At 63.5% G+C, this 26380-nt stretch carries 27 protein-coding genes and 2 tRNA genes; 15 read left to right on the forward strand and 14 right to left on the reverse strand.

Features of this window, described 5'->3' with window-relative positions:
• From bamC to secF, 9 genes are all read left to right on the forward strand, one after another.
• Nucleotides 1-720 carry an outer membrane protein assembly factor BamC gene (bamC, locus tag GNH96_RS06025; protein WP_169602849.1) on the forward strand — a complete coding sequence of 240 codons (720 nt, stop codon included), beginning with the start codon at nucleotides 1-3 and terminating at the stop codon, nucleotides 718-720.
• A gap of 41 nt (nucleotides 721-761) precedes the next feature.
• Nucleotides 762-4628, forward strand: coding sequence for a phosphoribosylformylglycinamidine synthase (gene purL / locus GNH96_RS06030; RefSeq protein WP_169602850.1), 3867 nt, complete (start codon nucleotides 762-764; stop codon nucleotides 4626-4628).
• 82 nt (nucleotides 4629-4710) lie between these two features.
• Nucleotides 4711-5463, forward strand: coding sequence for a triose-phosphate isomerase (tpiA, locus tag GNH96_RS06035; RefSeq protein WP_169602851.1), 753 nt, complete (start codon nucleotides 4711-4713; stop codon nucleotides 5461-5463).
• A gap of 8 nt (nucleotides 5464-5471) precedes the next feature.
• Nucleotides 5472-5825: a preprotein translocase subunit SecG gene (gene secG / locus GNH96_RS06040; protein WP_169602852.1), complete on the forward strand. Its 354-nt coding sequence runs from the start codon at nucleotides 5472-5474 to the stop codon at nucleotides 5823-5825.
• Nucleotides 5826-5845: 20 nt separating this feature from the next.
• Nucleotides 5846-5930, forward strand: a tRNA-Leu gene (locus GNH96_RS06045).
• Between the two features lie 74 nt (nucleotides 5931-6004).
• Complete coding sequence (tgt, locus tag GNH96_RS06050; protein ID WP_169602853.1) at nucleotides 6005-7117, forward strand: tRNA guanosine(34) transglycosylase Tgt; 1113 nt, start codon at nucleotides 6005-6007, stop codon at nucleotides 7115-7117.
• 45 nt (nucleotides 7118-7162) lie between these two features.
• Entirely contained in the window at nucleotides 7163-7516 is a 354-nt protein-coding gene (yajC, locus tag GNH96_RS06055) for a preprotein translocase subunit YajC (protein WP_188114794.1), read from the forward strand.
• A gap of 63 nt (nucleotides 7517-7579) precedes the next feature.
• Nucleotides 7580-9430 (forward strand): protein translocase subunit SecD, encoded by a 1851-nt coding sequence (gene secD, locus GNH96_RS06060; protein WP_169602855.1) that lies wholly within the window; start codon nucleotides 7580-7582, stop codon nucleotides 9428-9430.
• An 11-nt stretch (nucleotides 9431-9441) separates the two neighbouring features.
• A complete protein-coding gene (gene secF / locus GNH96_RS06065; protein ID WP_169602856.1) occupies nucleotides 9442-10371 on the forward strand; it encodes a protein translocase subunit SecF in 930 nt (309 codons plus the stop codon).
• 50 nt (nucleotides 10372-10421) lie between these two features.
• On the opposite strand, the gene GNH96_RS06070 is transcribed toward secF, so the two are convergent.
• From GNH96_RS06070 to queA, 4 genes are all read right to left on the reverse strand, one after another.
• Entirely contained in the window at nucleotides 10422-11291 is an 870-nt protein-coding gene (locus tag GNH96_RS06070; protein ID WP_169602857.1) for a L,D-transpeptidase, read from the reverse strand.
• A gap of 82 nt (nucleotides 11292-11373) precedes the next feature.
• Nucleotides 11374-11640 carry a YkgJ family cysteine cluster protein gene (locus tag GNH96_RS06075; RefSeq protein ID WP_169602858.1) on the reverse strand — a complete coding sequence of 89 codons (267 nt, stop codon included), beginning with the start codon at nucleotides 11638-11640 and terminating at the stop codon, nucleotides 11374-11376.
• Nucleotides 11637-12080 (reverse strand): HIT domain-containing protein, encoded by a 444-nt coding sequence (locus GNH96_RS06080; protein WP_169602859.1) that lies wholly within the window; start codon nucleotides 12078-12080, stop codon nucleotides 11637-11639. The genes GNH96_RS06075 and GNH96_RS06080 overlap by 4 nt, the downstream gene beginning before the upstream one ends.
• Nucleotides 12077-13120: a tRNA preQ1(34) S-adenosylmethionine ribosyltransferase-isomerase QueA gene (gene queA / locus GNH96_RS06085; protein WP_169602860.1), complete on the reverse strand. Its 1044-nt coding sequence runs from the start codon at nucleotides 13118-13120 to the stop codon at nucleotides 12077-12079. Before queA ends, GNH96_RS06080 begins: the two co-directional genes overlap by 4 nt.
• Nucleotides 13121-13218: 98 nt before the next feature.
• Here queA and GNH96_RS06090 point away from each other — a divergent pair.
• The 4 genes from GNH96_RS06090 to GNH96_RS06105 all read left to right on the forward strand — a co-directional run bounded on the left by GNH96_RS06090 (nucleotide 13219) and on the right by GNH96_RS06105 (nucleotide 14962).
• Nucleotides 13219-13305: transfer RNA gene (locus GNH96_RS06090), tRNA-Leu, on the forward strand.
• 63 nt (nucleotides 13306-13368) lie between these two features.
• Complete coding sequence (locus GNH96_RS06095; RefSeq protein ID WP_169602861.1) at nucleotides 13369-13674, forward strand: hypothetical protein; 306 nt, start codon at nucleotides 13369-13371, stop codon at nucleotides 13672-13674.
• Between the two features lie 489 nt (nucleotides 13675-14163).
• Complete coding sequence (locus GNH96_RS06100) at nucleotides 14164-14493, forward strand: hypothetical protein (RefSeq protein ID WP_169602862.1); 330 nt, start codon at nucleotides 14164-14166, stop codon at nucleotides 14491-14493.
• Nucleotides 14494-14737: 244 nt separating this feature from the next.
• On the forward strand, nucleotides 14738-14962 hold the full coding sequence (locus tag GNH96_RS06105) for a hypothetical protein (protein ID WP_169602863.1): 225 nt from the start codon (nucleotides 14738-14740) through the stop codon (nucleotides 14960-14962).
• Between the two features lie 100 nt (nucleotides 14963-15062).
• On the opposite strand, the gene GNH96_RS06110 is transcribed toward GNH96_RS06105, so the two are convergent.
• The 6 genes from GNH96_RS06110 to GNH96_RS06135 all read right to left on the reverse strand — a co-directional run bounded on the left by GNH96_RS06110 (nucleotide 15063) and on the right by GNH96_RS06135 (nucleotide 20043).
• Nucleotides 15063-15212 (reverse strand): hypothetical protein, encoded by a 150-nt coding sequence (locus GNH96_RS06110; protein WP_169602864.1) that lies wholly within the window; start codon nucleotides 15210-15212, stop codon nucleotides 15063-15065.
• A gap of 215 nt (nucleotides 15213-15427) precedes the next feature.
• Nucleotides 15428-16477, reverse strand: coding sequence for an AI-2E family transporter (locus GNH96_RS06115; protein ID WP_169602865.1), 1050 nt, complete (start codon nucleotides 16475-16477; stop codon nucleotides 15428-15430).
• Nucleotides 16478-16483: 6 nt separating this feature from the next.
• Nucleotides 16484-17086 carry a PqiC family protein gene (locus tag GNH96_RS06120; RefSeq protein ID WP_169602866.1) on the reverse strand — a complete coding sequence of 201 codons (603 nt, stop codon included), beginning with the start codon at nucleotides 17084-17086 and terminating at the stop codon, nucleotides 16484-16486.
• 5 nt (nucleotides 17087-17091) lie between these two features.
• A complete protein-coding gene (locus GNH96_RS06125) occupies nucleotides 17092-18081 on the reverse strand; it encodes an MlaD family protein (protein WP_169602867.1) in 990 nt (329 codons plus the stop codon).
• On the reverse strand, nucleotides 18068-18889 hold the full coding sequence (locus GNH96_RS06130) for an ABC transporter ATP-binding protein (RefSeq protein ID WP_169602868.1): 822 nt from the start codon (nucleotides 18887-18889) through the stop codon (nucleotides 18068-18070). The genes GNH96_RS06125 and GNH96_RS06130 overlap by 14 nt, the downstream gene beginning before the upstream one ends.
• Before the next feature lie 11 nt (nucleotides 18890-18900).
• Nucleotides 18901-20043: an MlaE family ABC transporter permease gene (locus GNH96_RS06135; protein ID WP_169602869.1), complete on the reverse strand. Its 1143-nt coding sequence runs from the start codon at nucleotides 20041-20043 to the stop codon at nucleotides 18901-18903.
• 287 nt (nucleotides 20044-20330) lie between these two features.
• On the opposite strand from GNH96_RS06135, the gene GNH96_RS06140 reads away from it, so the two are divergent.
• A complete protein-coding gene (locus GNH96_RS06140) occupies nucleotides 20331-20924 on the forward strand; it encodes a serine acetyltransferase (protein WP_169602870.1) in 594 nt (197 codons plus the stop codon).
• 284 nt (nucleotides 20925-21208) lie between these two features.
• Here GNH96_RS06140 and GNH96_RS06145 read toward each other — a convergent pair whose 3' ends face one another.
• Nucleotides 21209-22627 (reverse strand): 8-oxoguanine deaminase, encoded by a 1419-nt coding sequence (locus tag GNH96_RS06145; RefSeq protein ID WP_169602871.1) that lies wholly within the window; start codon nucleotides 22625-22627, stop codon nucleotides 21209-21211.
• 222 nt (nucleotides 22628-22849) lie between these two features.
• On the opposite strand from GNH96_RS06145, the gene GNH96_RS06150 reads away from it, so the two are divergent.
• Entirely contained in the window at nucleotides 22850-23368 is a 519-nt protein-coding gene (locus tag GNH96_RS06150) for a lipid-binding SYLF domain-containing protein (protein WP_228720037.1), read from the forward strand.
• Here the strand turns inward: GNH96_RS06150 and rimI are convergent.
• The 3 genes from rimI to GNH96_RS06165 are packed head-to-tail and all read right to left on the reverse strand — an operon-like array spanning nucleotide 23349 to nucleotide 26181.
• Nucleotides 23349-23885 carry a ribosomal protein S18-alanine N-acetyltransferase gene (gene rimI / locus GNH96_RS06155; protein ID WP_169602872.1) on the reverse strand — a complete coding sequence of 179 codons (537 nt, stop codon included), beginning with the start codon at nucleotides 23883-23885 and terminating at the stop codon, nucleotides 23349-23351. The genes GNH96_RS06150 and rimI overlap by 20 nt on opposite strands.
• 3 nt (nucleotides 23886-23888) lie before the next feature.
• The gene (locus tag GNH96_RS06160) at nucleotides 23889-24644 is read right to left on the reverse strand and encodes a uracil-DNA glycosylase (RefSeq protein ID WP_169602873.1); all 756 of its coding nucleotides are present in this window, start codon (nucleotides 24642-24644) and stop codon (nucleotides 23889-23891) included.
• On the reverse strand, nucleotides 24637-26181 hold the full coding sequence (locus tag GNH96_RS06165) for a 2-isopropylmalate synthase (RefSeq protein ID WP_169602874.1): 1545 nt from the start codon (nucleotides 26179-26181) through the stop codon (nucleotides 24637-24639). The genes GNH96_RS06160 and GNH96_RS06165 overlap by 8 nt, the downstream gene beginning before the upstream one ends.
• Nucleotides 26182-26380: the final 199 nt, after the last annotated feature.

The following is a 26380-nucleotide window of genomic DNA, read 5'->3' on the forward strand; positions in this document are numbered from 1 at the left end:
ATGGGCAAAGCATTCAGGTGGCTGGCTCTCGGCGGCGGGTTCTGGCTGCTGGCCGGCTGTACTTATATCGCCAGTTTCTTTCCGGACAAGCAGAAGCAGTACCGCTATCATTCGGAAATTCCGCCGCTGGAAATTCCGCCGGATTTGAGCTCGTCGACCATCGAGGGAGCGGTCGCCTCCGCAGCCCAGACGGAAGCCCTTCAAGCGAAAGAGGATCAGGATCGAGCTCCTCGGGCGGTTTCCGAGCCCGAGCCCGAGTCCGACGCGCCCGATCCGAAGACCACGCTGGCCCAGGACTTGAGCGACGTGCCCCTGATCGAGGTGGAGGCGCCGTTCGAGGACGCGTGGCGCTCGGTCAACCGTGCGCTGGGCCGCGCCAAGCTCGAGGTGGTCGGGGAGGACCAGGCGAAAGGCATATTCGAGGTCTATTACAACGGCACCGGCCAGCGCGCTCCGGAAGACGTGGGGCTGTTCTCCGGCTTGTTCGGCGGCGGCAGCGACAGCACGGCTTCGGCGTTCCGGGTCCATGTCGAGCAGAAAGGCAAGATTACCCAGGTTTTCGTGACCGATGGCCGGGATGATCCACAGCAATCCGGGCTGGGGCTCGAACTGCTGAAAACGATACACGCGCAGTTCCAGAAATCCGCAAGCGCTCCGCCGGCGTCCGGCAAGGAGAATGACGCCGGGCAGCCGGAAGAATCCGCCCAGCCCGCCGAATAAGGCGGTTTTCGAACTTTTTCCACAGTCTGCGAGCCATAGCCATGGTTGTCTGTATTCCGGGGCCATCGGCCTTGTCCGTATTTCGTGCCAATCGCCTGCTGGCTTCCTTGCGCGCCGCCGCTCCGATCGTCCGCAAGGTCGACGCCAGATTCATCCATTTCGGGGAACTGGCGCGCGACCTGGACGAGGCCGAGAACCGGCTGCTGCGGCAAGTCTTGCATTACGGCGCAATCGAGAGCGAGGCGGAGGCGGGAGAAACCTTCCTGGTGACGCCGCGGATCGGGACGATTTCGCCCTGGTCCAGCAAAGCGACCGAGATCGTTCGCCGCTGCGGGTTGGAAGCGGTCTGCCGGGTCGAGCGAGGCATCGCCTACGCGCTGCAGCTCGACGGCGAGCTGTCCGCCATGCAGCGCGATGCCGTCAAGGCCCTCCTGCACGATCGCATGACCCAGACCGTCCTCAGCCGCGGGCAGGAAGAGATGCTGTTCCGCCACCGCGAGCCGGAGCCGCTGCAATACGTTCCGCTCATGCAGGAGGGCCGGTGGGCGTTGGTCAAGGCCAATGCCGGTCTGGGGCTGGCGCTCTCGGAAGACGAACTGGACTACCTGGAAACGAGCTACAGGGCGATGTCGCGCAATCCCAGCGACATCGAGCTGATGATGTTCGCCCAGGCGAATTCCGAGCACTGCCGCCACAAGATATTCAACGCGCAATGGCGGATCGACGGCGAGGCGCAGGATCAGACCCTGTTCGGCATGATCCGCCACACCAGCAAGGCGAGTCCCGAGGGCATCGTCTCGGCCTACAGCGACAACGCCGCGGTCGTCCGAGGGGCGCGGGCCGAGGTGCTGCTCCGCGAGCCCGACGGCTTCGCCTACGGCTACCGGGAAGAGCCGGCGCATCTGGTGATGAAGGTGGAGACCCACAATCATCCGACCGCGATCTCGCCCTTCCCTGGCGCCGCCACCGGCGTCGGCGGCGAGATTCGCGACGAGGGCGCCACCGGGCGCGGTTCGCACAGCAAGGCCGGACTCACCGGATTCTCGGTCTCGCATCTGCGCATCCCGGATTTCGTCCAGCCTTGGGAGATCGACAGCGGCAAGCCGGGCCGCATCGCCTCTCCCCTGCAGATCATGCTGGAGGGGCCGATCGGCGGCGCGGCATTCAACAACGAATTCGGCCGCCCCAACCTGTGCGGCTATTTCCGCACCTTCCAGCAGCTTTCGCCGGATGGCGCGAGCCTGTACGGTTACCACAAGCCGATCATGCTGGCCGGCGGCATGGGCAACATCCGCGAAGTCAACCTGGGCAAGAGGGACATTCCGCCGGGCGCGCCCATCGTGGTACTGGGCGGGCCGGCCATGCTGATCGGCCTGGGCGGCGGGGCGGCATCGTCGGTGGCTTCCGGCGAAAGCGCCGAGGATCTCGATTTCGCCTCGGTCCAGCGCGACAACCCGGAAATGCAGCGGCGCTGCCAGGAGGTCATCAACCATTGCGTCGCCCTCGGCGAAGACAACCCGATCCTGTCGATTCATGACGTCGGCGCCGGAGGGCTGTCCAACGCCGTGCCGGAAATCATCCACGACAGCGGCCGGGGCGGGCGTTTCGAGCTGCGGAACATCCCTAGCGCAGAACCGGGGCTGTCACCGATGCAGCTCTGGTGCAACGAGTCCCAGGAGCGTTACGTGCTGGCCCTGCGCCCCGAACTGCTGGAACGCTTCCAATCCCTGTGCGAACGCGAGCGCTGCCCGTTCGCGGTGATCGGTCATGCGACGGCGGACGAAGACCTGGTGGTCAACGACTTGCGATTCGCCAACCATCCGGTGGCGATCCCGATGTCCCTGCTGTTCGGCAAACCGCCCAGGATGCTGCGCGATGTCCGCCGGCTCCGCCCGGCCTTGAAACCGCTGGACTTCCCCGGCTTCGACTGGCGCGACGCCGTCAAGCGGGTGCTGCGCCTGCCCGCGGTGGCGGACAAGAGCTTCCTGATCCACATCGGCGACCGGTCGGTGGGCGGGCTGGTGGCGCGGGACCAGCTGGTGGGTCCGTGGCAGGTGCCGGTGGCTGACGTCGCGGTGACCGCATCGGGCTTCCGCGCCGTGACCGGTGAAGCCATGGCCATGGGCGAGCGCTCGCCCATCGCCGTCATCGACGCGCCGGCATCCGGCCGCATGGCGGTGGGCGAGGCGCTGACCAACATCCTCGCGGCCCCGATCGCTGCGCTGCACGACGTGAAGCTGTCGGCCAACTGGATGGCAGCGGCCGGCGCCCCCGGTGAGGATGCCCGTTTGTTCGACACGGTGCGCGCCGTGGGCCTGGAGCTGTGCCCGGCGCTGGGTGTCGCCATTCCCGTCGGCAAGGACTCTCTGTCGATGCGCACCGTCTGGCGGGAGAGCGGCAAGGACGTGGCCATGACATCGCCGCTGTCTCTGATCGTGTCGGCGTTCGCTCCGGTGACCGACGTGAGGCGGACGCTGACGCCGGAGCTGCGCCTTGACGTCGGCGACTCGGTGCTGGTCCTGATCGATCTGGGCCAGGGGCGCAACCGTTTGGGTGGCTCGGCGCTGGCCCAGGTTTATGGGCAAATGGGCGAGACTTGCCCGGATCTCGACGACCCGGCCCTGTTCCGGGCATTTTTCGGCGTGGTTCAGTCGCTCAACGCGGACGGACTGATCCTCGCCTATCACGACCGGTCCGACGGCGGCCTTTTCGTCACGGTCGCGGAGATGGCCTTCGCCGCGAGGACCGGTGTCGACCTGCAGCTCGATCATCTCGGCGATCCCGTGGCGGCCTCCTTCGCCGAAGAGCTGGGTGCGGTCATCCAGGTGGCCAGCGAGGATCTGCCCGCCGTGATGGTGCGGCTGGAGGATGCCGGGCTGGGTGCCTGCAGCCAGGTGATCGGGGCGCCGCGCTCCGACAGCCGGATCGTGGTGCATCACGGCGGCGTACCGGTGTTCAGTGCCGGCCGCGCCGAACTGCAGGGCATCTGGTCCGAGACCAGCTACCGTATGCAGGCGTTGCGGGACAATCCGGAATGCGCGCGGCAGCAGTACGAGGCCCTGTTCGATGACGGCGACCCGGGTTTGCATGCCAAGCTAAGTTTCGATTTGAACGCCGATGTGGCAGCGCCCTATCTCAACCTCGCCCGGCCACGGATGGCGATCCTGCGGGAGCAGGGCGTCAACGGCCACATGGAAATGGCCGCGGCGTTCGACGCCGCCGGCTTCGCCTGCGTCGACGTGCACATGAGCGATCTGGCGGAAGGCCGGCTCGACCTGGCGGGCTTCCGGGGGCTGGCGGCCTGCGGCGGGTTCTCCTACGGCGATGTGCTCGGGGCGGGTGGCGGCTGGGCCAAGTCGATCCTCTACAACCCGCGGCTGCGGGAGGCGTTCTCGGCCTTCTTCCACAGGGAGGACACGTTCGGGCTCGGCGTCTGCAACGGCTGTCAGATGCTTTCGCAACTGCACGATCTGATCCCCGGGGCGGAGAACTGGCCCCGTTTCGTCCGCAACCGGTCCGAGCAGTACGAGGCGCGGGTCGCCATGGTGGAAATTCAGCCGTCCCGTTCGATTTTCTTCGACGGCATGGCGGGGTCGAGGCTGCCGGTCGTGGTCTCGCACGGCGAGGGCCGGGTCGAATACCGTGCCGGAGCGGGCGATGCGCGCCAGCTGGTGGCGGCGGCCTTCGTCGACAACTACGGCAGGATTGCCGAGGTCTTTCCGTTCAATCCCAACGGCTCTCCCCACGGCATCACCGGACTGACCACGCCGGACGGGCGTTTCACCATCATGATGCCGCATCCGGAACGCTGTTTCCGCAGCGTGCAGAACTCCTGGCGGGCCAGGGATTGGGGGGATTATGGCCCGTGGATGCGAATGTTCCGCAACGCCAGACGTTGGGTGGGTTAGCGCGGCTTCGGTTCATCATCCGGCATTGAAAAGGTCTCACACGACGGTATAATCGACCAATTTTTCCGAGGAGTCGGGATTGATGCGTCGTCCTCTGGTGATTGGAAACTGGAAGATGAACGGCAGGAGCGCGAGCGTGGCTCGCCTGCTGAACGACATTCTGGCCGGCATCGGAGATTGCAAGGCGGAAGTCGGGGTGTGCGTCCCGTTCGTCTACATTCCCCAGGCATCCGAGATACTCAAGGGAACCAAGGTAATGCTCGGCGCCCAGAACGTCGCGGACCACAACTCCGGGGCCTTCACCGGCGAGATTTCGGCCGGCATGCTGCGCGAGTTCGGCTGCGAGATCGTCATCGTCGGACACTCGGAGCGGCGGCTGCTCTACGGAGAGTCCAACGAACTGGTGGCTTCCCGTTATGAGCAGGCCATCCAGGGGCATCTGAAGCCGATCCTCTGCGTCGGCGAAACGCTGGAGCAGAGGGAGCATGGCAGGACTCTCGCGGTGATCGGGGCGCAGATCGATACGGTGTTCGAATTCGCCGGCGTCCAGTCCCTGGAGCATGCTGTGATTGCCTACGAGCCCGTTTGGGCGGTAGGGACGGGCCACAGCGCGACCACCGGGCAGGCCCAGGAAGTGCATTACCACATCCGGAGCCTCATCGGCCGGTGGAACCCGGAGGTGGCTCAGGCGGTACAGATTATCTATGGCGGAAGCGTCAAGCCGGAAAATGCCGCCGAATTGTTTGCGATGCCCGATATCGACGGCGGCCTGATCGGTGGCGCCTCGCTCGATGCGCGGGCATTCCTGTCGATCTGTCATTCAGTTTCAGTTTAGGTATTTTTATGATTCAAGCGTTGACTGTCTTTCATGTTCTGCTCGCCTTGAGCATCGTCGGATTGGTGCTGCTGCAGCAGGGGCGGGGGGCGGATGCCGGTGCCGGTTTCGGCGGCGGTTCGTCCGGCAGCCTGTTCGGCGCGCGCGGCGCGGCGTCGTTCCTGTCGCGGACCACGGCCATTCTGGCCACTCTGTTTTTCGGGACGAGCCTTACCCTTGCTTATTTATCGGGCCATGTGGATAATAAACGGCTCGACATCATGGACGTACCCGCGGCGCAGCAGTCCCAGCCGGACATGCCCGTGATAGCTCCGGAACCGGCCAAGAGTGAGTCCGACGTGCCGGGACAACCCGCGCCGTAATGTCCGTTCCCGAATACCCAGCCGATGTGGTGGAATTGGTAGACACGCCATCTTGAGGGGGTGGTGACGCAAGTCGTGTCGGTTCAAGTCCGACCATCGGCACCAATTTGAATATCCCTAAAGCCGGCCTCGACGTGTTTGCGTTCGGGCCGGCTTTTTTTCATTCAGGCCAAGAACCCATGGAATTCGCTGTCACATGCTGCGACGGTCCGGCTCGCCGTGGCGAACTTTGGTTTCCGCGAGGCCGGGTGCAGACGCCGGCCTTCATGCCGGTGGGTACCTACGGCACGGTCAAGGCCATGACGCCCGAGGAGCTGCGCGAGGGCGGGGCGGAGATCATCCTCGGCAACACCTTCCATCTGATGCTGCGTCCGGGCGTCGACATCATCCGGGCCCACGGCGACCTGCACGGGTTCATGCACTGGGACGGACCGATCCTGACCGACTCCGGCGGCTTCCAGGTGTTCAGCCTGGGCGCGATGCGCAAGATCAGCGAGCAGGGCGTGTGGTTTCGCTCCCCCATCGACGGCAGCCCGGTGTTCATGGGGCCGGAAGAATCCATGACCGTCCAGCGCGCGCTTGGCTCGGACATCGTGATGATCTTCGACGAGTGTACCCCGTATCCGGCGGAATACGGCGAGGCGCGCGCCTCGATGGAACTGTCACTGCGCTGGGCGGAGCGCAGCAAGGCGGCGCATTCGGACAATCCTTCCGCCCTGTTCGGCATCGTCCAGGGCGGCATGTACGAAGACCTGCGGGCCCGTTCGATCGCGGGTTTGCGGGAGATCGGCTTCGACGGCTACGCGATCGGCGGCCTTTCGGTCGGCGAGCCCAAGGAGGACCGGCAGCGGGTGCTGGAGGCCCTGATGCCGCTGATGCCCGTCGGGCGTCCCCGCTATTTGATGGGGGTGGGCACGCCGGAAGACATCGTCGATGCGGTGATGCGCGGCATCGACATGTTCGACTGCGTGCTGCCGACCCGCAATGCCCGCAACGGCCATCTGTTCACCCGCTTCGGGGCGGTCCGTATCCGCAACGCGCAGTACCGGGACGATCTGCGGCCGATCGACGGGGAGTGCGGCTGTTATACCTGCCGTCACTATTCCCGCGCCTATCTGCGCCATCTCGACCGGTGCGGCGAGATTCTCGGGGCCCGCTTGAACACCATCCATAACCTGTTCTATTACCAGGAACTGATGGCCGGTCTGCGTGCCGCCATCGAGGAAGGAACCCTCAAGCGGTTCGTCGAGCGATTCCACGCCCTCCGCTCCACGGGTAACGCATTTGTGTGATAATGCGCAACTTTGAATTCGTCAAATAAGAACTAGAGGTTGACCATGAGTTTCTTTATTGCCGACGCCTTGGCGGAGGCCGCTCCCGCGGCGGCGCAGGAACCCGGCGCCGCCGGCTTGATTCTGCCCATGGCCGTTCTCGCCGTGTTCTTCCTGCTGTTCGTGCTGCCGCAGAACCGCCGCCAGAGGGAACACAAGAAGCTGCTGCAGTCGCTCGTCAAGGGGGTTGAAGTGGTCACGACGGGGGGGGTTCTGGGCCGGGTGGTCGAGGTCGACGATAATTTCGTCACGCTGGAAGTGGCCGAAAATGTTCAGATCTGCGTACAGCGCAACGCCGTCGCTTCGCTGATGCCCAAGGGCACTTACAAAGCGGCGAAGCGCAAACCCGAATCCAAGTAAACCCGCCTCTCCGGCGGGCCTGCAAACCCGCCGGAAACTCCCGTTTCCAAATAGGTTCCGAGCATGCGAAACCGTTTTCCCTTATGGAAAAACCTGATGGTCGCGGCCGTGTTGATCCTCGGGATCATTTACGCGCTGCCCAATTTCTTCGGTGAAGACCCCTCCGTCCAGTTGTCGGCGGTTCGTGCGGCGAAAGTCGACGACCGCCTGAAAGTACAGGTGCAGAGCCTGCTGGATGCCGCCGGGCTCAAGGCGAAAGCCGTGGAGATGGCCGATAAGCGGATGCTGGTCCGGTTCGGCGATACCGATTCGCAGCTCAAGGCATCCGACATCCTGAACGAGAGGCTGGGGGATGCCTACACGGTGGCCCTGAACCTGGCGCCGTCGACGCCGTCGTGGCTGCGCGCCTTCGGCGCCAAGCCGATGTATCTGGGGCTCGACCTGCGGGGTGGCGTGCATTTCCTGCTCCAGGTCGATATGGATGCCGCCGTCAAACAGGCGGAAGACCGCTACGCGGAAGACGCCCGCAGCCTGCTGCGCGAAAACAAGATCCGCTACCAGTCGGTGGAAAAACAGAACGGCGTGATCCAGGTGCGCCTGCCGGATTCAAACACCCTGTCCCAGGCGCAGGTGCTGCTGAAGCGGGAACTGCGCGGCTTGCAAATCGATGTCAAGGGCAGCGAAAACCTGATCGAAGGGCGCTTGTCCGAAGTCGAGCGGCGCGAAATCAAGCGCTTCGCCGTCGCCCAGAACATCACGACGCTACGCAACCGCGTCAACGAGCTCGGGGTGGCGGAGCCCGTGATCCAACAACAGGGCGAGGACCGTATCGTGGTCCAGTTGCCCGGCGTCCAGGACACCGCGCGGGCCAAGGAAATTCTCGGCGCCACGGCGACCCTGGAATTCCGGCTGGTCGACAACGAACATCCGGTGCCGGCCGAGGGCGAGAAAGCGCCTCTGGGCTCGCACCTCTATCGCGACCGCCAGAACCGTCCGGTCCTGCTGGAACGCAAGATCATCGTCACCGGCGATCAGGTCGTGGATGCGGCTTCCGGCATCGACCAGCAGAGCGGTGCGCCCGCGGTGTACGTCACCCTCAACAGCGTGGGTGCCAAGAAGATGGGCGACATCACCCGCGAAAACGTCGGCCGCGCCATGGCAGTGGTTTATATCGAGAACAAGTCCGAGACCAAGGAAGTCGGGGGCCAAAAGGTGACGACCAAGAAAAAGGTCGAGGAAGTCATCAACATCGCGACCATCCGCGACCGCTTCAGCAAGCGCTTCCAGATCACCGGATTGGACAGCACCGAGGAAGCGCGGAACCTGGCCCTGCTGCTGCGCGCCGGTGCCCTGGCCGCACCGGTGGACATCGTCGAGGAGCGCACCGTCGGCCCCAGCATGGGCAAGGAGAACATCGACCGCGGCATCAAGTCCAACGGCTACGGGTTCGTCGCCATCGCGGTATTCATGATCCTTTATTACCGGGCATTCGGGGTGTTTTCGGTCCTGGCGCTGGGGGCCAACGTGCTGTTGCTGGTGGCCGTGCTGTCGCTGCTGCAGGCGACCCTGACCTTGCCGGGCCTGGCCGGTATCGCTCTGACCGTCGGCATGGCGATCGACGCCAACGTGCTCATCAACGAACGCATACGCGAGGAGCTACGGGCCGGGAGTACTCCCCATGCGGCCATCCATGCCGGCTATGAGCGCGCGTTCTCGACGATTCTGGACTCCAACGTCACCACCTTCGTGGCCGGTATCGCGCTGTTCCTGCTGGGCGCCGGTCCGGTCCGTGGTTTCGCGCTGGTGCTGTGCATCGGCATCCTGACCTCCATGTTCAGCGCCGTCCTGGTCTCCAGGGCGCTCGTCAACTTCACCTACGGCCGGCAGCGCAAGCTGGTCAAGATCGCAGTCTGAGGACAGCACCCATGGAATTTTTCAAAATCAAGCGTGACATCCCGTTCATGCGCTATGGGAAGCTCACGACGACCATCTCCCTGGTGACCTTCATTCTCGCCGTCCTGGCTTTGGGATTCAAAGGACTCAATCTCGGCATCGACTTTACCGGCGGCATCCTGATGGAGGTCAGCTACCCTCAGACGGCGGATCTCGAAGCCATCCGCAAGACGTTGGAGGAAGAGCGGATCACCGAAGCCGCCGTGCAGAATTTCGGCACCTCCCGCGACGTACTGATTCGCCTGCCGCTACGGGAGGATACCGGCGCCAAGCAGAGCGACGAGATATTCTCGGCGCTGAAGGCGCAGAACCGCGCGGCCGAGCTTAAGCGTGTGGAATTCGTCGGACCTCAGGTCGGCAAGGAAATGTATGAAAGCGGTGGATTGGCCCTCATGCTGGTGGCCGCCGGCATCATGGCCTATCTGGCGATGCGCTTCGCCTGGCGATTCGCCGTCGCCGCGATGATCGCCAACATGCACGACATCGTCATCATCCTGGGAATGTTCGCGTTCTTCGAATGGGAGTTCACCCTCAGCGTACTGGCCGGCGTGCTGGCGATCCTGGGTTATTCGGTGAACGAGTCCGTGGTGGTGTTCGACCGGGTGCGCGAGAACTTCCGCAAGATGCGGAAGGCGGCGGTGACCGAGGTCATCGACAACGCCATCACCGCCACCATGTCCCGCACGATCATCACCCATTCCATGACCCAGTTGATGGTGCTGGCGATGTTCTTCTTCGGCGGTGACGCCCTCCACAATTTCGCCCTGGCGTTGACCATCGGTATCGTGTTCGGCATCTATTCCTCGGTGCTGGTCGCCTGTCCCGTCGTGCTGGCGCTGGGCGTGAGCCGGGCCGATCTGCTGCTGCCGGAGAAGGAAGGACTGGTCGATAACCGGCCCTGAAGCCCGGTCGTCCCCCCTGCCGGAGGCCGCCTTGCGCGGCCTCTTTACCGTCAGAAGATGTCGAGATAGTTGACCGGCGGCTCGGGCGTGTCCTTCTCCTCGGGTTCGGTCGGTTGCTCGGCGCCGGCGGGTTTTGCGGGCTGGCTGGATTCAGGGATCTCGCCGGCCTGTGAAAAGCGGGCCGTCGGTGCGACGATGATGAGCGTCCGGTAACCGTTGATCTTCTTCCTGGTTTTTCCCGCCATCAGGGGGCGTCCGCTCCGGCGGTCGATCCGGTCGATCAAGCCGTAGCCGCTCTGGCCGATCAGGTGGTACAGCTCTTCTGCGCGATGGTCCTCGATATGGACGCAGCCGTGCGAGTCGGCGGCCCGCCCCAACTGGTGCAGCGCATCGCGATCCAGCGAAGAATGCAGGGCGATGCCGCCATTGAAGAAGACCGACCACAGCATTGGCGCATCGTAAGGGCCGGACCAATGGCGGTAGGAGAAGCCCTGAGGGATGAAGTAGCCGGAAGGCGTTTCGAACCCCGGTACCCCCGTCGATATCAGCCAGTAATAGAGCAGCCCCTCTCCCTGCCGGTACACCCGCAGAGTCTGGCCTCTGCCCCAGAATGCATCATCCGATTTGTTGACGATGACGATCAGCCGGTAGCTGCTGAAGGCGGGATCGAGCAGCGGATTGGGCAGCGATTCGGCTTCGCTTCTGTCCGGGTCCCGGTAGGGCGTAAAGGCTTCGTGCACCCCGAATCTATACTGGAAATCCGCTCCTTCGTCCTGTTCATAGCGGGGCTTGGGCACGCTGCGGCCATAGCCTTCCCAGGCATCGGACCGGGCTTCCGGTGGCGTGGCCGATCCAGCCCAAGCTAGCAGGACCAGAGCCCCGGCACGGAGGATGCCTGGAACGAAGGGCCTCATTCTCATGATGTGCTCCCTGGCAGGGGGGAACTTCCTGGGGGCTATGTTAGCCCATGCGGGGGAACGTTGCTCAAGGCATCGGGCGGGATCAGTCCTCACAGGCCGGCAGAGTGGCCCGCTCGAGCCATGTCAGCGAAGCCATGGCATACAAACGGTCGTCTCCGCACATTTCGGCGGAAGGCCGGAGCCCGGAACAACAGCCGGGACGCTCGGGTTTGCCGAAAATGGAGCATTCCATGTTGTCGCGGAGCTGGATGCAGGGAGTCCCGGCGGGTTTGCCCTGGGGCATGCCCGGTATCGGACTGGAAATCGAGATGGCGATGCAGCAGGCGCCGCAGCCCGGCCGGCAGTTCACGGAAGCGGATTTGCCTCGAACCGGGGCAACCGTTCCAGCAGTTCCCGCAGTCTGTCATCGAAGGGATCGGCGTAGGGCACCGGATCGAAACGGCCCCAAACGACGCCGGGCCAGGCGCGGTCGTCCCGGTAGCGCAAGACGTGGTGCAGATGGAGCTGCGGAACGAGGTTGCCGATCGCCGCGATGTTGAGCTTGTCCGGGCGGTAGATGTCGGCCAGCAGTGTGGACAGCTGGGTCGATTCCTCCCACAGGCGCACCTGGTCAGCTTCGGCAAGCTGGAATATCTCGCGGATGCCGTTGCGCTCCGGCACCAGGATGAACCAAGGATAACTGCTGTCGTTCATCAACAGCAGCCGACACAGAGGGAACCGGCCCAGCGAAAGGCAGTCCTGCGCCAAGCGCTCGTGCAGGGCGAAATGAGGAGCGTATTCGTCCGTCACGGGCCGACGTTCGGTTTCTTAGGGGTGACGAACATGGCGTCGCCGTAACTGAAAAAGCGGTAGGCTTGCGCCACCGCATGGCGGTAGGCGGCGAGCGTTTCGCGATAGCCCGCGAAGGCACAGACGAGGACGAGCAGGGTCGACTCGGGCAGGTGAAAGTTGGTTATGAGCGCATCGACACAGTTGAACTGGAAGCCCGGCTTGATGAACAGACGGGTATCGCCGGCATAGGGCCGCAGCTCTCCGCTGCTGGCGGCGGTTTCCAGGGTACGCATCGAGGTGGTGCCCACCGCGATCACCCGGCCGCCCCGGCTGCGGGTGCGCCGCACGGCATCGACGACGTCCACCCCTACTTCGCAGAATTCGGCATGCATCCGGTGATCCTCGAGGTTTTCGGCACGCATCGGTTGGAACGTGCCGGCCCCGACGTGCAGGGTCACTCGCGCCATGGCCACGCCGGCATCGCCGAGCCGTTCCAGCATGGCGGCATCGAAATGCAGACCGGCGGTCGGGGCGGCCACTGCCCCCGGCTTAGCCGCATACACCGTTTGATAACGCTCCAGGTCGGCCGGCGTGTCGGCACGGCTGATATAGGGCGGAAGTGGCATATGGCCGATCCGCTCGAGCACGGTTTGAAGTGACTCTTCGCCTTCCATTTCGAGATGGAAAAGATCGCCCTCGCGGCCGAGCACCGTTACGCGGTGGCCTTCGTCCAAAAAAATCGTGGTGCCGGCCTTTGGCGACTTGCTGGCCCGCACGTGTGCCAGCATGTGCCGCGCACCGAGGAGGCGCTCCAGCAATATCTCCACGCCGCCGCCGGTATCCTTGCGGCCGAAAAGGCGCGCGGGAAGGACGCGGGTATCGTTGAATATCAGGAGGTCCCCAGGGCGCAGAAGCGCATCCAGGTCGCGGAAGAGCCTGTCTTCCAGGGCGCCGGTCGCGCCATCGAGGCAGAGCAGACGGCTGGCGGAACGTTCCGCCAGTGGTGACTGGGCGATCAGCGTTTCGGGCAGATCATAGCGGAACTCGCTTTTCAACATCGCCGCATGTTAACAGAAATCGGGCGGAACCAGACCATCAGCAATGGCTGCAAGCTGGCGCCGGCGCCGGAATTTCCTTATACTAAGCCGCCCTGATTGCCGGGATGGCGAAACTGGTAGACGCGCCAGACTCAAAATCTGGTAGTGGAAACACTGTGTCGGTTCGATTCCGACTCCCGGCACCATCGCCTATAGGAATTGCATGCCTTCCGGCGGATCGTACACCGCTGAGTTTGGGCCATGGCAACTTGTCCGAAACGCCACGGCGCCGTCGTCCGCATTTCCGGGCGCACCCGCACCACCACATTCATACCGAAACCGAGGCCCGCGACTGGGCGGCCCGGGTCGAAGCCAGGCTGCGCCGATCATCTCCCAAGCAGGTCGCGGCCTACAACATCCGCACCATGCACGAGCCGTTCGAGCGCTATCGCTACGAGATCGCCCCGACGGAGCGCGGGCAGAGGTTCGAGGTCATCCGTCTCGATGCATCATGCCGTGGCTCGCTGGCCGAGTTCGATCCGGTGACGCTGGATGCCGGTCATATCCGGGCCTAGCGTGACGAGCGCCTGGAGTCGGTAAGCACCGGGACAGTGCTCCGCGAGCTGACATAGATCAGTTCCGTCATCAGCCCACCCGGTTGCGGAGACTCGCAAGCCGTCCGCGCCGCTGCCGGGTCCCACGCCCAGGTTCCTTGCTCCGGCCGCAGGCCAGGGCTGCACCGCCCGTTCCGAGGCCGGCGGGGTGTGTTGCGCGGGTTCGTGGGCCCAGGGGCATCCTCGAAGGCCCATTCGCTGTCGAGTGATCCGAAACTGACAGCCTTGCAATTTGGCGGGATCGCTCTTGCAGGTATGCGTAGGGGACGAAAAAACGACAAATTCAGGACCGCGTCGGTGTGTTGGTTGGTGTGTTGACACGACGACCTGGCTGGAACAGCCATTCGAGCGGCCTTACTCTTTGGAGAGATTCTTGCTTATCCAACAATCAAGGCAAGCGATCGCGTTGATAACGCCCGCTGCAGTTTTGTCCGGATGGAGAGCAGCATCATGACTCAGAACACCGAAAGCACGGCCATCATCCTCGCAAATGTGTTGAATTTGTCCGCCGACGCAGTCGCCAGTATTTCGGAGCGAGAGCAGCTCAGTCTCGCCACGAAGTCGTTAGAAATGTTCACCGAACAAGCCAGGCGCGCGCAAGATCTGGCCAACAAGGCCCAGGATCAGACCGACGCTGTGCTTCTGGAACTGGAGGAAAGTCGCCGCCAGATTCGCAAACTGTTGGACGCCTGCCAAAAGTGGGAAGCCATTGCCAATGGCCTTTTGGCGCAGCTCGTCATGGTGACTCGCCCACCTGGACAGTCGGAAAGGGTGCATTGACCCGATGAGCCTTTGGATTCCCCCTCGCACCCCAGGTCAGATACCAGGAGCAACGGCGCCCCCGAGTTGCCAACCGATCTGCTTCGGCCCAAGCCAGGCGGAAGGCAGGATTCCTTTCGGTGGCGGGGAGGGCCGGCCGCCGCTCGATAACGCTTCCCTTCAATTCGGCGCCCCGGCGCCATATGATGCGACTACCCGGGCGGATTGTATCTCGGGGCCACAGTGACCCCGATTGGAGGGTGATATGAACGCGGAGGAATTTCTGCTTGCGCTGGGACTCATTCAGGATGGCAGCGCTTGGCGAGACGGGACGGATGGCAGGATGGCTGGCGAGAATGCCGAGGCGGCGCTGATCGCGATGAAGGGGGAGATAGTCCGCATGGCGTTCGAACCGGGAGTCGATGAACCCCTTTCCATGAAGCAGGCCATGGAGGCGTTGCGGCTCATTTCGGACTTGGAAAAGCGATGATCTGCGCCCCGCTGTTTGGCTCCAAGGGGCGGAATCCGGCGACTCTCATGGCTTCGAAGGCGGTTGTCCCCCGCGGGCGCCGTCCTTGTGAAGCACGTGCTTACCGCCGGTACAGCCGCATGAAAGACGACGCGGCATAGATCATCACGGCGAAAAGAATCCATTCCTCGACCGATACCGAGGTGGGGTCGTCGTCGACCATGACGATGCCGGCGAGAGCGGCGGTTACGATGATTGCGTAGTTGACCATCGGCGCACCTGGGCAGATCCAAGGCAAGGGAATGGAGACAATCTACAGCATTCGGGTAGGTTTTTTACAGGAGGTTCCCCGATGTGCCGCAGATGTTCGCCGGCTTGCTACGAATCGATCCTCGTCCAAACGGCGGTCTCCCGGCGACGGGGTTATTGCCGGGGGATCATGAGGGACGGTCTGGCCGCGGCATTTCTTGCTGGCCGGAGGCGGCCCTAGCCGGCTTCATGCCTGGCATCGAGCCAGGCTTTCAGCAGGGCATGGCTCACGGCCAGGAGGGTGGAGCCGATGAAGATGCCGATGAAGCCCCAGGCCAGCATCCCGCCGATCACGCCCAGGAACACGATTGCCAATGGCGTGCCGCTGCCTTGGGCAATCAGATAGGGCTTGATGACATTGTCCATGGTGTTGACGAACAGGCCCCAGACCACCATGAAGATCATCCAGCCGGTCTGGTCCTGGATTTCCAGCCAGACCGCTGCCGGAATCCACACCAGTCCGGTGCCGAGCTGCAGCGTGGCCAGCAGGAAACTGGCGAACCAAAGGAGCAGTGCGCCCGGTACGCCGGCCAGCAGCAAACCGAACGCGGTCAGCACCGACTGGATCAGGGCCGTGCCCATGACCCCAATGGTGACGCTGCGGATGGTCAGCCCGGCGATGCGCACCAGTTCCGTGCCGCTTTCGCCGGCGATGGTGGATGCGAACCGTTCGAGCAGGCCGGCGAGCGATTTGCCGTGCACGAACAGGAAGCCCGCGAGTATGGTAGCGAGCAGGAACTCCAGCAGCGACAGAGTGAGATGGGCGCCCTGGCTGACGGTCCAGGCGGCGGCCTTGCCGATCCAGGGGCGGATCTTCGTCAGCGTCGTTTCGAGATTTTCGATCGCCGCCAGCCAGCGTGATTCGATCTCCGGTCCCGCCAGTGGAATACGGTTTATCCAGGCGGGCGGGCCGGGCAGGCGCAACGCCGAAACGTCCTCGGTCATGTGCAGGACGCCCTGGACATGGTCGGCCAAAGAGTTGATCAGCAGAGCCACCGGCATGGCGATCACCAGGAGGATCACCGCGGTGATCAGCGCGGCGGCGATGCCGGCGCGGCCGCCCAGTCGCTCCGTCAGGCGTTCGAACACCGGCCAGCTGGCGACGGCGATGATCGTGGACCAGATCAGGGCGCCGGTGAAGGGCGCGATTATCTTGATGCAGGCGGCGATCAGCAGGCCTACGGTCAAAAGGCCGATTGCACGTTCGAAAAAGCGGTCCGCGGTCATGGGCGTTCAGGGTTGGCGAAAGGTTTCCAGGGCGCCGCCGGCCTCTCGGGCGAAGGCGGCAAGCAGTTCGCTCTGCGCCGAAACCAGCGATTCCGTGTCGCGCGGTTGTGCGGTGGCCTGGTAGTTCGAGCGCTTGCGGTACACCGTGGTGCCTCCCTTCGAGATGCTCCAGGCGATGTCCAGCACGCTGACGCCGCTGCCGTCGGTGTGGAAGCGGTCGATCCGGGCTTCGAGCTGCAATTCGGGTGCGTCGTTGCGACGCCAGGGATAAATGATGACATGGTCCGCCGGATGCAGCCGGGACAGGTTTTCCGCCAGGACCCGGGTCAGATTTTCCTGCAACGGTTCCGACCAGCGCTGGAATTCGTCGAGCTGCAGCCGGTTCCGGCCCGCCGCGACGACGATCTGGGGCCGGTCCAGGTAGGATGCCAGCTTGATCGGTCCGACGCCGACCACCGCGGGTTTGACGTTCGCCGGCTGTTGCCGGGACGCGGTGAGCGGCTGCAACTGGTAGAAATTGGCCGGTTCGGTGCTGCGCAGGCAACCGGCGGAAGACAAGGCGGCCAGCGTGAGCAGCAGGAACGGAAACGGCTTGTGGGCGCGGCGCATCGGGCTCAGTCTCCGTCGTTTTCCTTGCCCACGATCAAGGCATTCGGGTTGCGCTGGATGAAGTCGCTCAGCACTCGGATGGCCCGCGCCGCCTGGGAGATTTCTTCGATCGCCGCATCGAGCGTATGCTGGAGTACGGGATCGTTGACGCTGCCGGCGGCGCCATCGATCTGGCGCATGGCGGAGGTGGTGGCAAGCAGGGTCTCGTCCAGACGCTTGAGTGTCGGCTGAAGCTGGCTGTCCAGATCGTTGGTCAGCCGCCGGTGATCGCCGATGGCGCCGTCCAGGTTGGCGAGCATGGGGCTCAGGCGGGCCCGCGATTCTTTGAGCGTGGCGTTGATCTGCTGCAATGCCTGGTCGGTAGAGGTCAGTATCGACTCGATTTTCGGCGAATTGAGCAGCTCCTCCGCCCGCCGGATGGAAGCGACCAGCGCGGCCGCGATCTCGTGCATCGGCAGTTGGCGGAACTCGGAAACCACCTCGTCGATGGTATTGGTGATCTTTTCCTTGCTGGAGGGAATGGCCGGGATTTCCTCATAGGGGTGGAAGTCCAGGGTGTTTCCGACCAGATTGACGGGCGTGTAGGGAAGGAAATCCAGGGCGACATAGAGCTGACCGGTCACGAGGCTTTGCACTTGAAGCTGGGCCCGCAGCCCGCGTTCGATCAACGGCTGGATGCTGCGGTGGCGCTTTTTCGCGACATGGCCGGAGCGGTCGACCATCTTGTTCGGGTCCACCTCGATCACCACCGGCGTCAGGACCCGGCTGCCGTCCATGTCGGCGAGCACGCGAATGTCGACGACATTGCCTACCGCGACGCCCTTGACCTTCACCGGCGCCCCCACGTTCAGCCCATTCACGGATTCGGTGAAGTACACCACGAACCGCATGGTGTCGCTGACTTTGAGCTGGGTGAACAGCAGCACGCAAACCACCAGCAGTACGATGCCGCCCACCACGAAGCCGCCGATCAGGGTGGGATTAGCCTTGTTCATCTGAATACCATTGAACTTCCGGGGTTTCGGGTTCGAGCGCTGCGAGATCGGCCGTGGTCGTGGCCTCGCCGCGGGTCAGGAACGCCAGCACCCGCGGATCGTCGCTCTCGGCCAACAGTTTACGCGGATCGCCCGAGGCGATCATGGTGTGCGACTCGGCATCGAGGAAAACGGAATTGTTGCCGATGGCGAAGATGCTGGCCAGTTCGTGGGTGACCACGACGACGGTGCTGCCCAGGCTGTCGCGCAGGTGCAGGATCAGATCGTCCAGCAGCTTGGCGCTCACCGGGTCGAGACCGGCGGAAGGCTCGTCGAAGAACAGGATTTCCGGGTCCAGCGCCATGGCCCGCGCCAGACCGGCCCGCTTCTGCATGCCGCCGCTGATTTCCGAAGGGTAGTAGTCCTCGAAGCCGGCCAGCCCGACCAGGGCCAGCTTGAGCGAAACCAGTTCGCGGATCTCGGCCGGGCCGAGCCGGGTGTATTCGGTCAGGGGCAGCGCGACGTTTTCGGCCAGGGTCATCGAACTCCACAGGGCGCCACTCTGGTAGAGCACGCCGAAGCGCCGCATCAGCCGCGCCCGCTCGACCTCGGAGACGTCCCACAGTCCTTGTTCGCCATAATGGATGTGGCCGGCGGCCGGCTTCTGCAGGCCGATCATGTGCCGCAGCAGCGTGCTCTTGCCGCAGCCGCTGCCGCCCATGATGATGAACACGTCGCCGCGGTCGACCGTGAAGCTCAAGTCCCGCTGGATGACGAAGTCGCCATAGGCCAGGGTCAGGCCGGTGACGCGAATGTGGGGCTCCGCCATAGGCCGGTTTTCTAGAGATGCAGGATCGTCGTGACGACCGTCATGACCGCATCGGAAGCCACGATCAGCGTGATCGCCGTGACCACCGCCGAGGTCGTGGCCAGGCCGACGGCGGCGGAACTCCGGCCGCATTCCATGCCGCGCAGGCAGCCCGCCAGCGCAACCAGCACGCCGAACACCGTACACTTGAAGAGGCCCACCGCGATGTCGCCGAAATGGACGAACTTCTGCAGCTCGTTCAGGAACTCCGCGCGGGAAATGCCGTAAGTGCTGATCCCGACCAGCGCGCCGCCGGCGATGCCCATGATGTCGGCATAGATGCACAGGACCGGCATCATGAGGACGAGGGCCAGCATGCGCGGCAGCACCAGAAAATCCATGGGGTTGATGCCCATGGTCTTGAGCGCGTCGATTTCCTGGTTGACCTGCATCGTGCCGATCTGGGCGGCATAGGCGGCGCCGGTGCGTCCGGCCATGATGATGGCCGTCATCATGGCCCCCATCTCGCGCACCATGCCGATACCCACGGCGCCGGCGATGTAAATCTCGGCACCGAACATCGACAACTGGTGCGCACCCACGAACGCCAGGATCATGCCCACCAGCAGGCTGATGAGCATCACGATCGGCAGCGCCCGCGCCCCTGCCTCTTCCACGAACTGCCAGAAATCGACCGGTCGAAACCGTGCGCGCCCGCCGAACAGGCGGAGGACGCTGAGCGAAGCCTCGCCGATGAATCCGAGCAGGCTGCCGGTTAGATGCCAGACCGTCAAGGCGCGCAAGCCCACGCTTTCCAGAAATCCGGGATTGGCCTCGGTCCGGCGCGCGTCCTGGCGCTCGGGCACCGCGTAAGCCAGTTTCAGCAGCCCTTGCACGCCGGCGGGCAGGCCGTCCGGCACGACGGCGATACCGCGTTGGCGGCAGGCATCGAGGACGCGTACCAGGAAGGTGAGGAGCGTGCTGTCCCAAGCCGCCAGGTCGTCGGTTCTGAAGGAAACCGTCGCGGATTCGGGCATTTGTTCGGCGATGCCGGTGAGTCCGGCATCGCCGTCCCCCATGCCCTCGCGCGTCCAATTGCCGCTCAGAGCGAGGATCAGGATGTCACCCTGGCGTTCGATGCTCAGTTTTCGGCCCGGTTCGGGTTCCTTGGACATGCACACAGGTTGAGGCGCGGAGCAGGCAGGAAGTCGGCCGATTATCGCAATATCGGAGGGCGGTCGCCATGTCGCCGGTTACGATTGATCTGGCAAGAGTTTTCCGGACACAAAATCAGGCAGCTTTTCAGTCTATCTTGGTATGAAGGGATGATGGACACAAGAATAGACCAAGCAACTCAGGGCGTCTTGTCAAGGGTCAGGCGGCATGATAAGAATGGCCGGAAGCTATACGGAAATGATTCAATCAATTGTTGGGCGTCAGAATATTTGATGCGAGAAAGTAGATGAAGTGGGATGAACTGAGAGCTGATACATACAGACAATACGGAAGCTTTAACTGGGGAAACGTTATCAAGGGGATGCTTTTCCGTAGAACCTTTCGCCCCGTGGTTACTTTGAGACTTTGTCAAGCTGTGGCGGCTGGCCGTGGCCCACTCCGATTTATGCTTCTTCCATTGAAAGTGCTTCATCGCCTTGCTACGCATCTGGCAGCGATGGATTTTTCGTGGAAAACAAGAGTTGGGGGAGGTCTCGCCCTTACGCATGGATGGGGCCTTGTCGTTAATCAGGGCGCGGTCATTGGCAGAAACGTAACTCTATTTCACGGTGTTACTCTCGGAAGACGTGATCGCATCGCACCCGACGGGACTCGCCTGACTGAATATCCTGTGATTGAAGACGAAGTATGGATTGGTCCACATGCAATCATTGTTGGTGGTGTGACCGTTGGTCGAGGAAGCAGAATCGCTGGAGGCGCATTTGTAACAGAAAGTGTCCCACCATATTCGGTTGTCGCAGGCAACCCAGCATCAATCGTAAAAAACAACTGCACACCCGATGTTATGAATCCTGCGCCACTAGAGTTGTTGCTGCGTTAAATTTAGTATAATTTCAGCCTTTCTCAAAATTTCGACTTTATTAGAGTTGCTTCCAATGATAACCATATGGTCACAAAGACATTTTCAGGCTCCAAAGGCCGGCGGCAAGGTCTAAAAAAGCCATCGATGAATAAGTCGAGTCGGTTTCTGATGCGATGCATCAAGCAGTCCTGAATCCGTATTCGTCCCCATGAGTCTCTATAACAAATCCACTTGTATCAACGGAGGCAACTCTCATTTTTCGGCGCCTGTCCGGCGCAGATGGCGATTGGCGTCATGGCGAATCACACATCGTTGGCGATGCCAATGCTCCACCGGTTGTGTTGCTCGATCACCGGCATCAGGTCCACCGTGGCCATGCGGCCCTGATCGACTACCACCCTTCCGTTGACGACCGTGTAACGGGCCTTCTGCGGGGCGCAGAACACCACCGCGGCGACCGGATCGTGGAGGGCGCCGGCGAAATCCACGGTATGCAGGTCCAGGCTGAAGAAGTCCGCGCACATGCCTTCGGCGATCGCCCCGATGTCGCCGCGCCCCAACACCCTGGCGCCGCCCAGCGTCGCCAGTTCCAGCGTTTCCCGCGCCGTCATCCATTCGTTCGAGCGCTTCGGGTGCGAGGGCGAGAGGTGCATGTATTTCGCCGGACCTTCCGGCGGCCGCAGGCCCATCTTCAGGCGGGCCAGCAAAAAGGCGGCGCGGACTTCCTGCATCATGTTCGAGCTGTCGTTGCTGGCCGATCCGTCCACGCCCAGCCCGACGTTGACCCCGGCCTCCATGTACTTCTTGATCGGCGCGATGCCGGAAGCCAGCCGCATGTTGGAGGAAGGACAGTGCGCAGCGCCGCAGCCGCAGCGGGCGAAGTGGCGGATCTCGTCGTCGTCGACATGGATCGCATGGGCGAACCAGACGTCCTCGCCCAGCCAGTCCACGGTTTCCATCCATTCGACCGGACGCATGCCGAATCGGCTCAGGGTATAGCGTTCCTCGTCGAGGGTCTCGCACAGATGGGTGTGCAGGCCGACCTTGTAGTGGCGGGCCAGCGCGGCGGATTCCTTGAGCAGCTCCGGCGTCACGGTGAATGGCGCGCAGGGGGCGACCACGATTCGGGTCATGGCGCCGTGGGAGGCGTCGTGATAGGTCTCGATGACGCGCTGGGTGTCCTTGAGGATGAAGTCTTCGTCCTCGACGCAGTCGTCCGGCGGCAGGCCGCCTCTGGATTCGCCCAGCGACATGGAGCCGCGGCTGCAATGGAAGCGGATGCCGATTTCCCGAGCCGCGTCGATCAGGCAATCGGCGCTGTTACCATTCTTGAAAAGGTAGGTGTGGTCGAACACCGTGGTGCAGCCGCTCAGCGCCAGTTCGGCCAGTCCCACCAGCGCGCTCAGCCGTGAAGCCTCGGGCGTGATTCGGGCCCAGATCCGGTACTGCGCCTGCAGCCAGGGAAACAGGTTGTTGTTCTGGGCGGCGGGGAGGCAGCGCGTGAGGGTCTGGTTGAGATGATGGTGGCAATTGACGAAACCCGGCAGCACGATCTGGCCGGACAGGTCGATGACCGTGTCGGCCGCCTGCGGCAGCTCGCCGACCGGCCCGACCTTCTTGATGATGCCGTCCTCGGCATAGATGCCGGCGTTTTTCAGCTCCCGCCGTTCGGTGTCCATCGTGACCAGGATTTCTGCGTTGGTGGCGAGCAGTGTTTTCATGGCGTGAGCCCGGTGTTCCCAGATTTGCGGTGTTGTCCACCGATGACTTCGAGCGGTACGCCGTGCCGGCGGCTACTGAAGCTTATGGGCTCCCTTGAATCGGGTCAATCGGCGCCGCTTCCGTTCCGGGCATACGTCTTGCCTGGAACAGGCGTAAACTTTTTGTCGCATTACCATCCCAGGGATATATCCGCTATGGCCAGTTTTTCCCCGCAACATTTGTTGAAACGCCTCGTCCTGCTGGCGGTGCTGTGCGCCTCCGGCCTTGCCGGGGCCGACGACCGCGACAAGGCGAACGATCTCCTGCGCGACGCCACCATCACCTTCAACGAATTCGTCGCCGACCCCAACATGGGCTGGTTCCGCGACAACGTGAAGGATGCGAGGGCTCTGGTGATCGCACCCCAGGTGCTCAAGCTGGGTTTCATTTTCGGCGGTTCCGGCGGCAATGCCGTGGTGCTGGTCAAGGACAAGCAGACCGGCGAATGGGGGTACCCGGCGTTCTATACGGCCGGTGCCGTGACCGCGGGTCTGCAGATCGGCGGCGAGCTGACCGACGTCATCATGATGGTGATGACGGAAGGTGGCATGAATGCGCTGCTCATTCCCGTAGGGCGGATGCCGGCGGTCGATTCGCCGCATCCGGCGGAACCCGAAAAGACGGTTCAGCCCTGGTCGGGCACCCTCGCTCCTCTCCTTCACCCCGGCCCAGAGGGCGGGGCTATAGCATCCGCGCCATGACCAGCGCGTCTTCCCGGCCGTTGCGCGCCGGGTAGTAGCCCTTGCGGGTGCCGACTTCGTTGAAGTCGAGGGCGCGGTAGAGCTTGATGGCGTTGTGGTTGGAGGGGCGCACCTCGAGGAAGACGACTTCGGCGTCGCGCCTCCTGGCTTCTTCGACCAGGTGTTCGAGCATGATGCGGCCGTAGCCCTTGCCCTGGGTGTGCGGGGCGACGCACAGGTTGAGGATGTGTGATTCGCCGGCGCCGGCCGAGACGATGCCGTAGCTGACGATCCGTCCGGCCTTTTCGCCGACGAAGCAGCCGTAGTTCACGTTGAGGCAGTCGCGGAAGGTCGGCGGCTCCCAGGGAAACTCATAGGCGCTTTTCTCGATGGCGATGACGGTCCCGAGGTCGATTTTCTTCATCGGCCGCAGCCGGTACTCCGCCTGTTCTGCCAGGCTGGGGTTGTGTTTGTAGTAGAACTCGGTTTCGGCGTCGTAGCTCATCCACTTCTTGATCTGGTCGAACAGGCTGGCCATGGTCTAGCTCGATAATGGGACTTGTGACTTGTTCAGGGTTTCGACGGCCAGCAGCAGGTCCTGCCAAGCCTTGCGCTTCTCCAGGGGGGAGCGCAGCAGGTAAGCGGGGTGGTAGGTGATCACCAGCGGGATGCCTTCGTACTGGAATACCCGGCCACGCAGCTTGCCGATGGCTTCGTTGGTTTTGAGCAGATTTTGCGCGGCGATGCGGCCCGCGGCAAGGATGACGCGCGGCCGAAGCAGGGCGATCTGGCGCTTGAGATAGCTTTCGCAGGCTTCCGCTTCTTCCGGCTTGGGGTCGCGGTTGCGAGGCGGGCGGCATTTGAGGACGTTGGCGATGTAGACGTCTTCGCGCTTCAAGCCGATGGCCCGCAGCATCTCGTTGAGGAGTTGGCCGGCACGGCCCACGAAGGGTTCGCCCTGCAGGTCTTCCTGTTCGCCGGGGGCTTCGCCGATCACCATCCAGGTGGCGCGGCGGTTGCCGACGCCGAACACGGTCTGGGTGCGGGTGCAATGCAGTTCGCAGCGGGTACAGGCGGAGACTTCCGCCGCGAGGCTGTCCCAATCGTCCGTTGCCGGCGTTTTGGAAACGGGCGATTCCCGAGCCGGCATCTCCGGTCCGCATTCGGTCGCCGCCGGCGGGGGAGCTGGCTCCGCGCTCAGCTCGGCCGGCGGACGCCGCAGCTCCCAGACCGGGATGCCCATGGCGTCCAGATACTGGAGGCGGAGCCGCTCTTTCAGGTCCGTATCGTCACACATCCCCGACTTGCGGGTGGGTGCGCCGGTTGGGCGCCAGCAGCTTGTTCACGGCGTTGATGTAGGCCTTGGCCGAGGCGATCACGATGTCGGTATCGGCGCCCTGGCCGTTGACGATGCGCCCGCCTTTCTCGAGCCGCACGGTGACCTCGCCCTGCGCATCGGTGCCGCTGGTGATGTTGTTGACCGAGTACAGCGTCAGCGCGGTGTCCGTGTGCAGCAGCGATTCGATGGCCTTGAGGCTGGCGTCCACCGCGCCGCCGCCGGTCGACGAGCCGGTGCGTTCCTCGTTGTCGACCTTGAGGGTGACGCTGGCTTCCGGAATCTCGCCGGTTTCCGAGCAGACCCGCAACGCGACCAGCTTGACTCGTTCGTCCTCGGCTTCGGCACCGGCCTCGGTGATCAGGGCCTGGAGGTCCTCGTCGAAGATTTCGTGCTTCTTGTCGGCCAGCACCTTGAAGCGCTGGAACACCGAATTCAGCTCCTCTTCCGAGGCGAACTCGATGCCGAGTTCCTGCATCCGGGTGCGGAACGCGTTGCGGCCGGAATGCTTGCCCAGCACCATCCGGTTGGCGCTCCAGCCCACGTCCTCGGCGCTCATGATCTCGTAGGTTTCCCGGCTCTTCAGCACCCCGTCCTGATGGATGCCGGATTCGTGGGCGAACGCGTTGGCGCCGACGATGGCCTTGTTGGGTTGGATCGGGAAGCCGGTGATGCTGGACACCAGCTTGGAACAGGCGACGATTTCCCGGGTGTCGATGTCGCTGTGGCAAGGGAAGATGTCCTTGCGGGTGCGAACCGCCATGACGATTTCCTCCAGCGCGGCGTTGCCGGCCCGTTCGCCCAGGCCGTTGATGGTGCATTCCACCTGGCGTGCGCCGTGCAGGACGGCAGCCAGAGAGTTGGCGACCGCGAGTCCCAGGTCGTTGTGGCAATGGACCGAAAAGACCGCCTTGTCGGCGTTCGGTATCCGCTCGATCAAGCGGCCGATCATGCGCCCGAACTGCTCCGGGAAGGCGTAGCCCACGGTGTCGGGGATGTTGAGCGTGGTCGCCCCGGCGTCGATCACGGCTTCCAGGATGCGGCAGAGGAAATCCTCCTCCGAGCGTCCGGCGTCCTCGGGCGAGAATTCCACGTCGTCGGTGTACTGGCGGGCCCGCTTGACGGCCTTCACTGCGTATTCCACCACCTGGTCGGGCGACATCTGCAGCTTGTGCCGCATGTGGATGGGGGAGGTGGCGATGAAGGTGTGGATGCGGGCGCGCTGGGCGTCCTTGAGGGCTTCGCCTGCGCGGTCGATGTCGCGGTCGAGGGCGCGGGCCAGGCCGCAGACCCTGCTGTCCTTGATGGTCCGGGCCACGGCCTGGACGGCCTCGAAATCGCCGGGGCTGGCGGCGGGAAAGCCCGCCTCGATGACATCGACCTTCAGGCGCTCCAGCGCCCGGGCGATGCGCACTTTCTCATCGCGGGTCATGGACGCGCCGGGGCTCTGTTCCCCATCGCGCAAGGTCGTGTCGAAAATGATCAGTTTGTCGTGCATGCGAAACTCCGCTAGGGCCGCCGGTTCGATGCGGACGGCAGGTTCTGTTCGTCCGGAAATAGGGGGGTGTATCGAAAAGATCGCGTGTTCTGCCCCTCAGGGCAGGAGCAGGCGGAGGAAATCGAAAGACGACAGGGCGTCCGCCGAGGCACCGGCAGCCGGCGCGGCATCGAAGCGGAAGGTAGGCAGGATCGACATG

The sequence above is a fragment of the Methylococcus geothermalis genome, from assembly GCF_012769535.1.
Taxonomy (GTDB): Bacteria; Pseudomonadota; Gammaproteobacteria; order Methylococcales; family Methylococcaceae; genus Methylococcus; species Methylococcus geothermalis.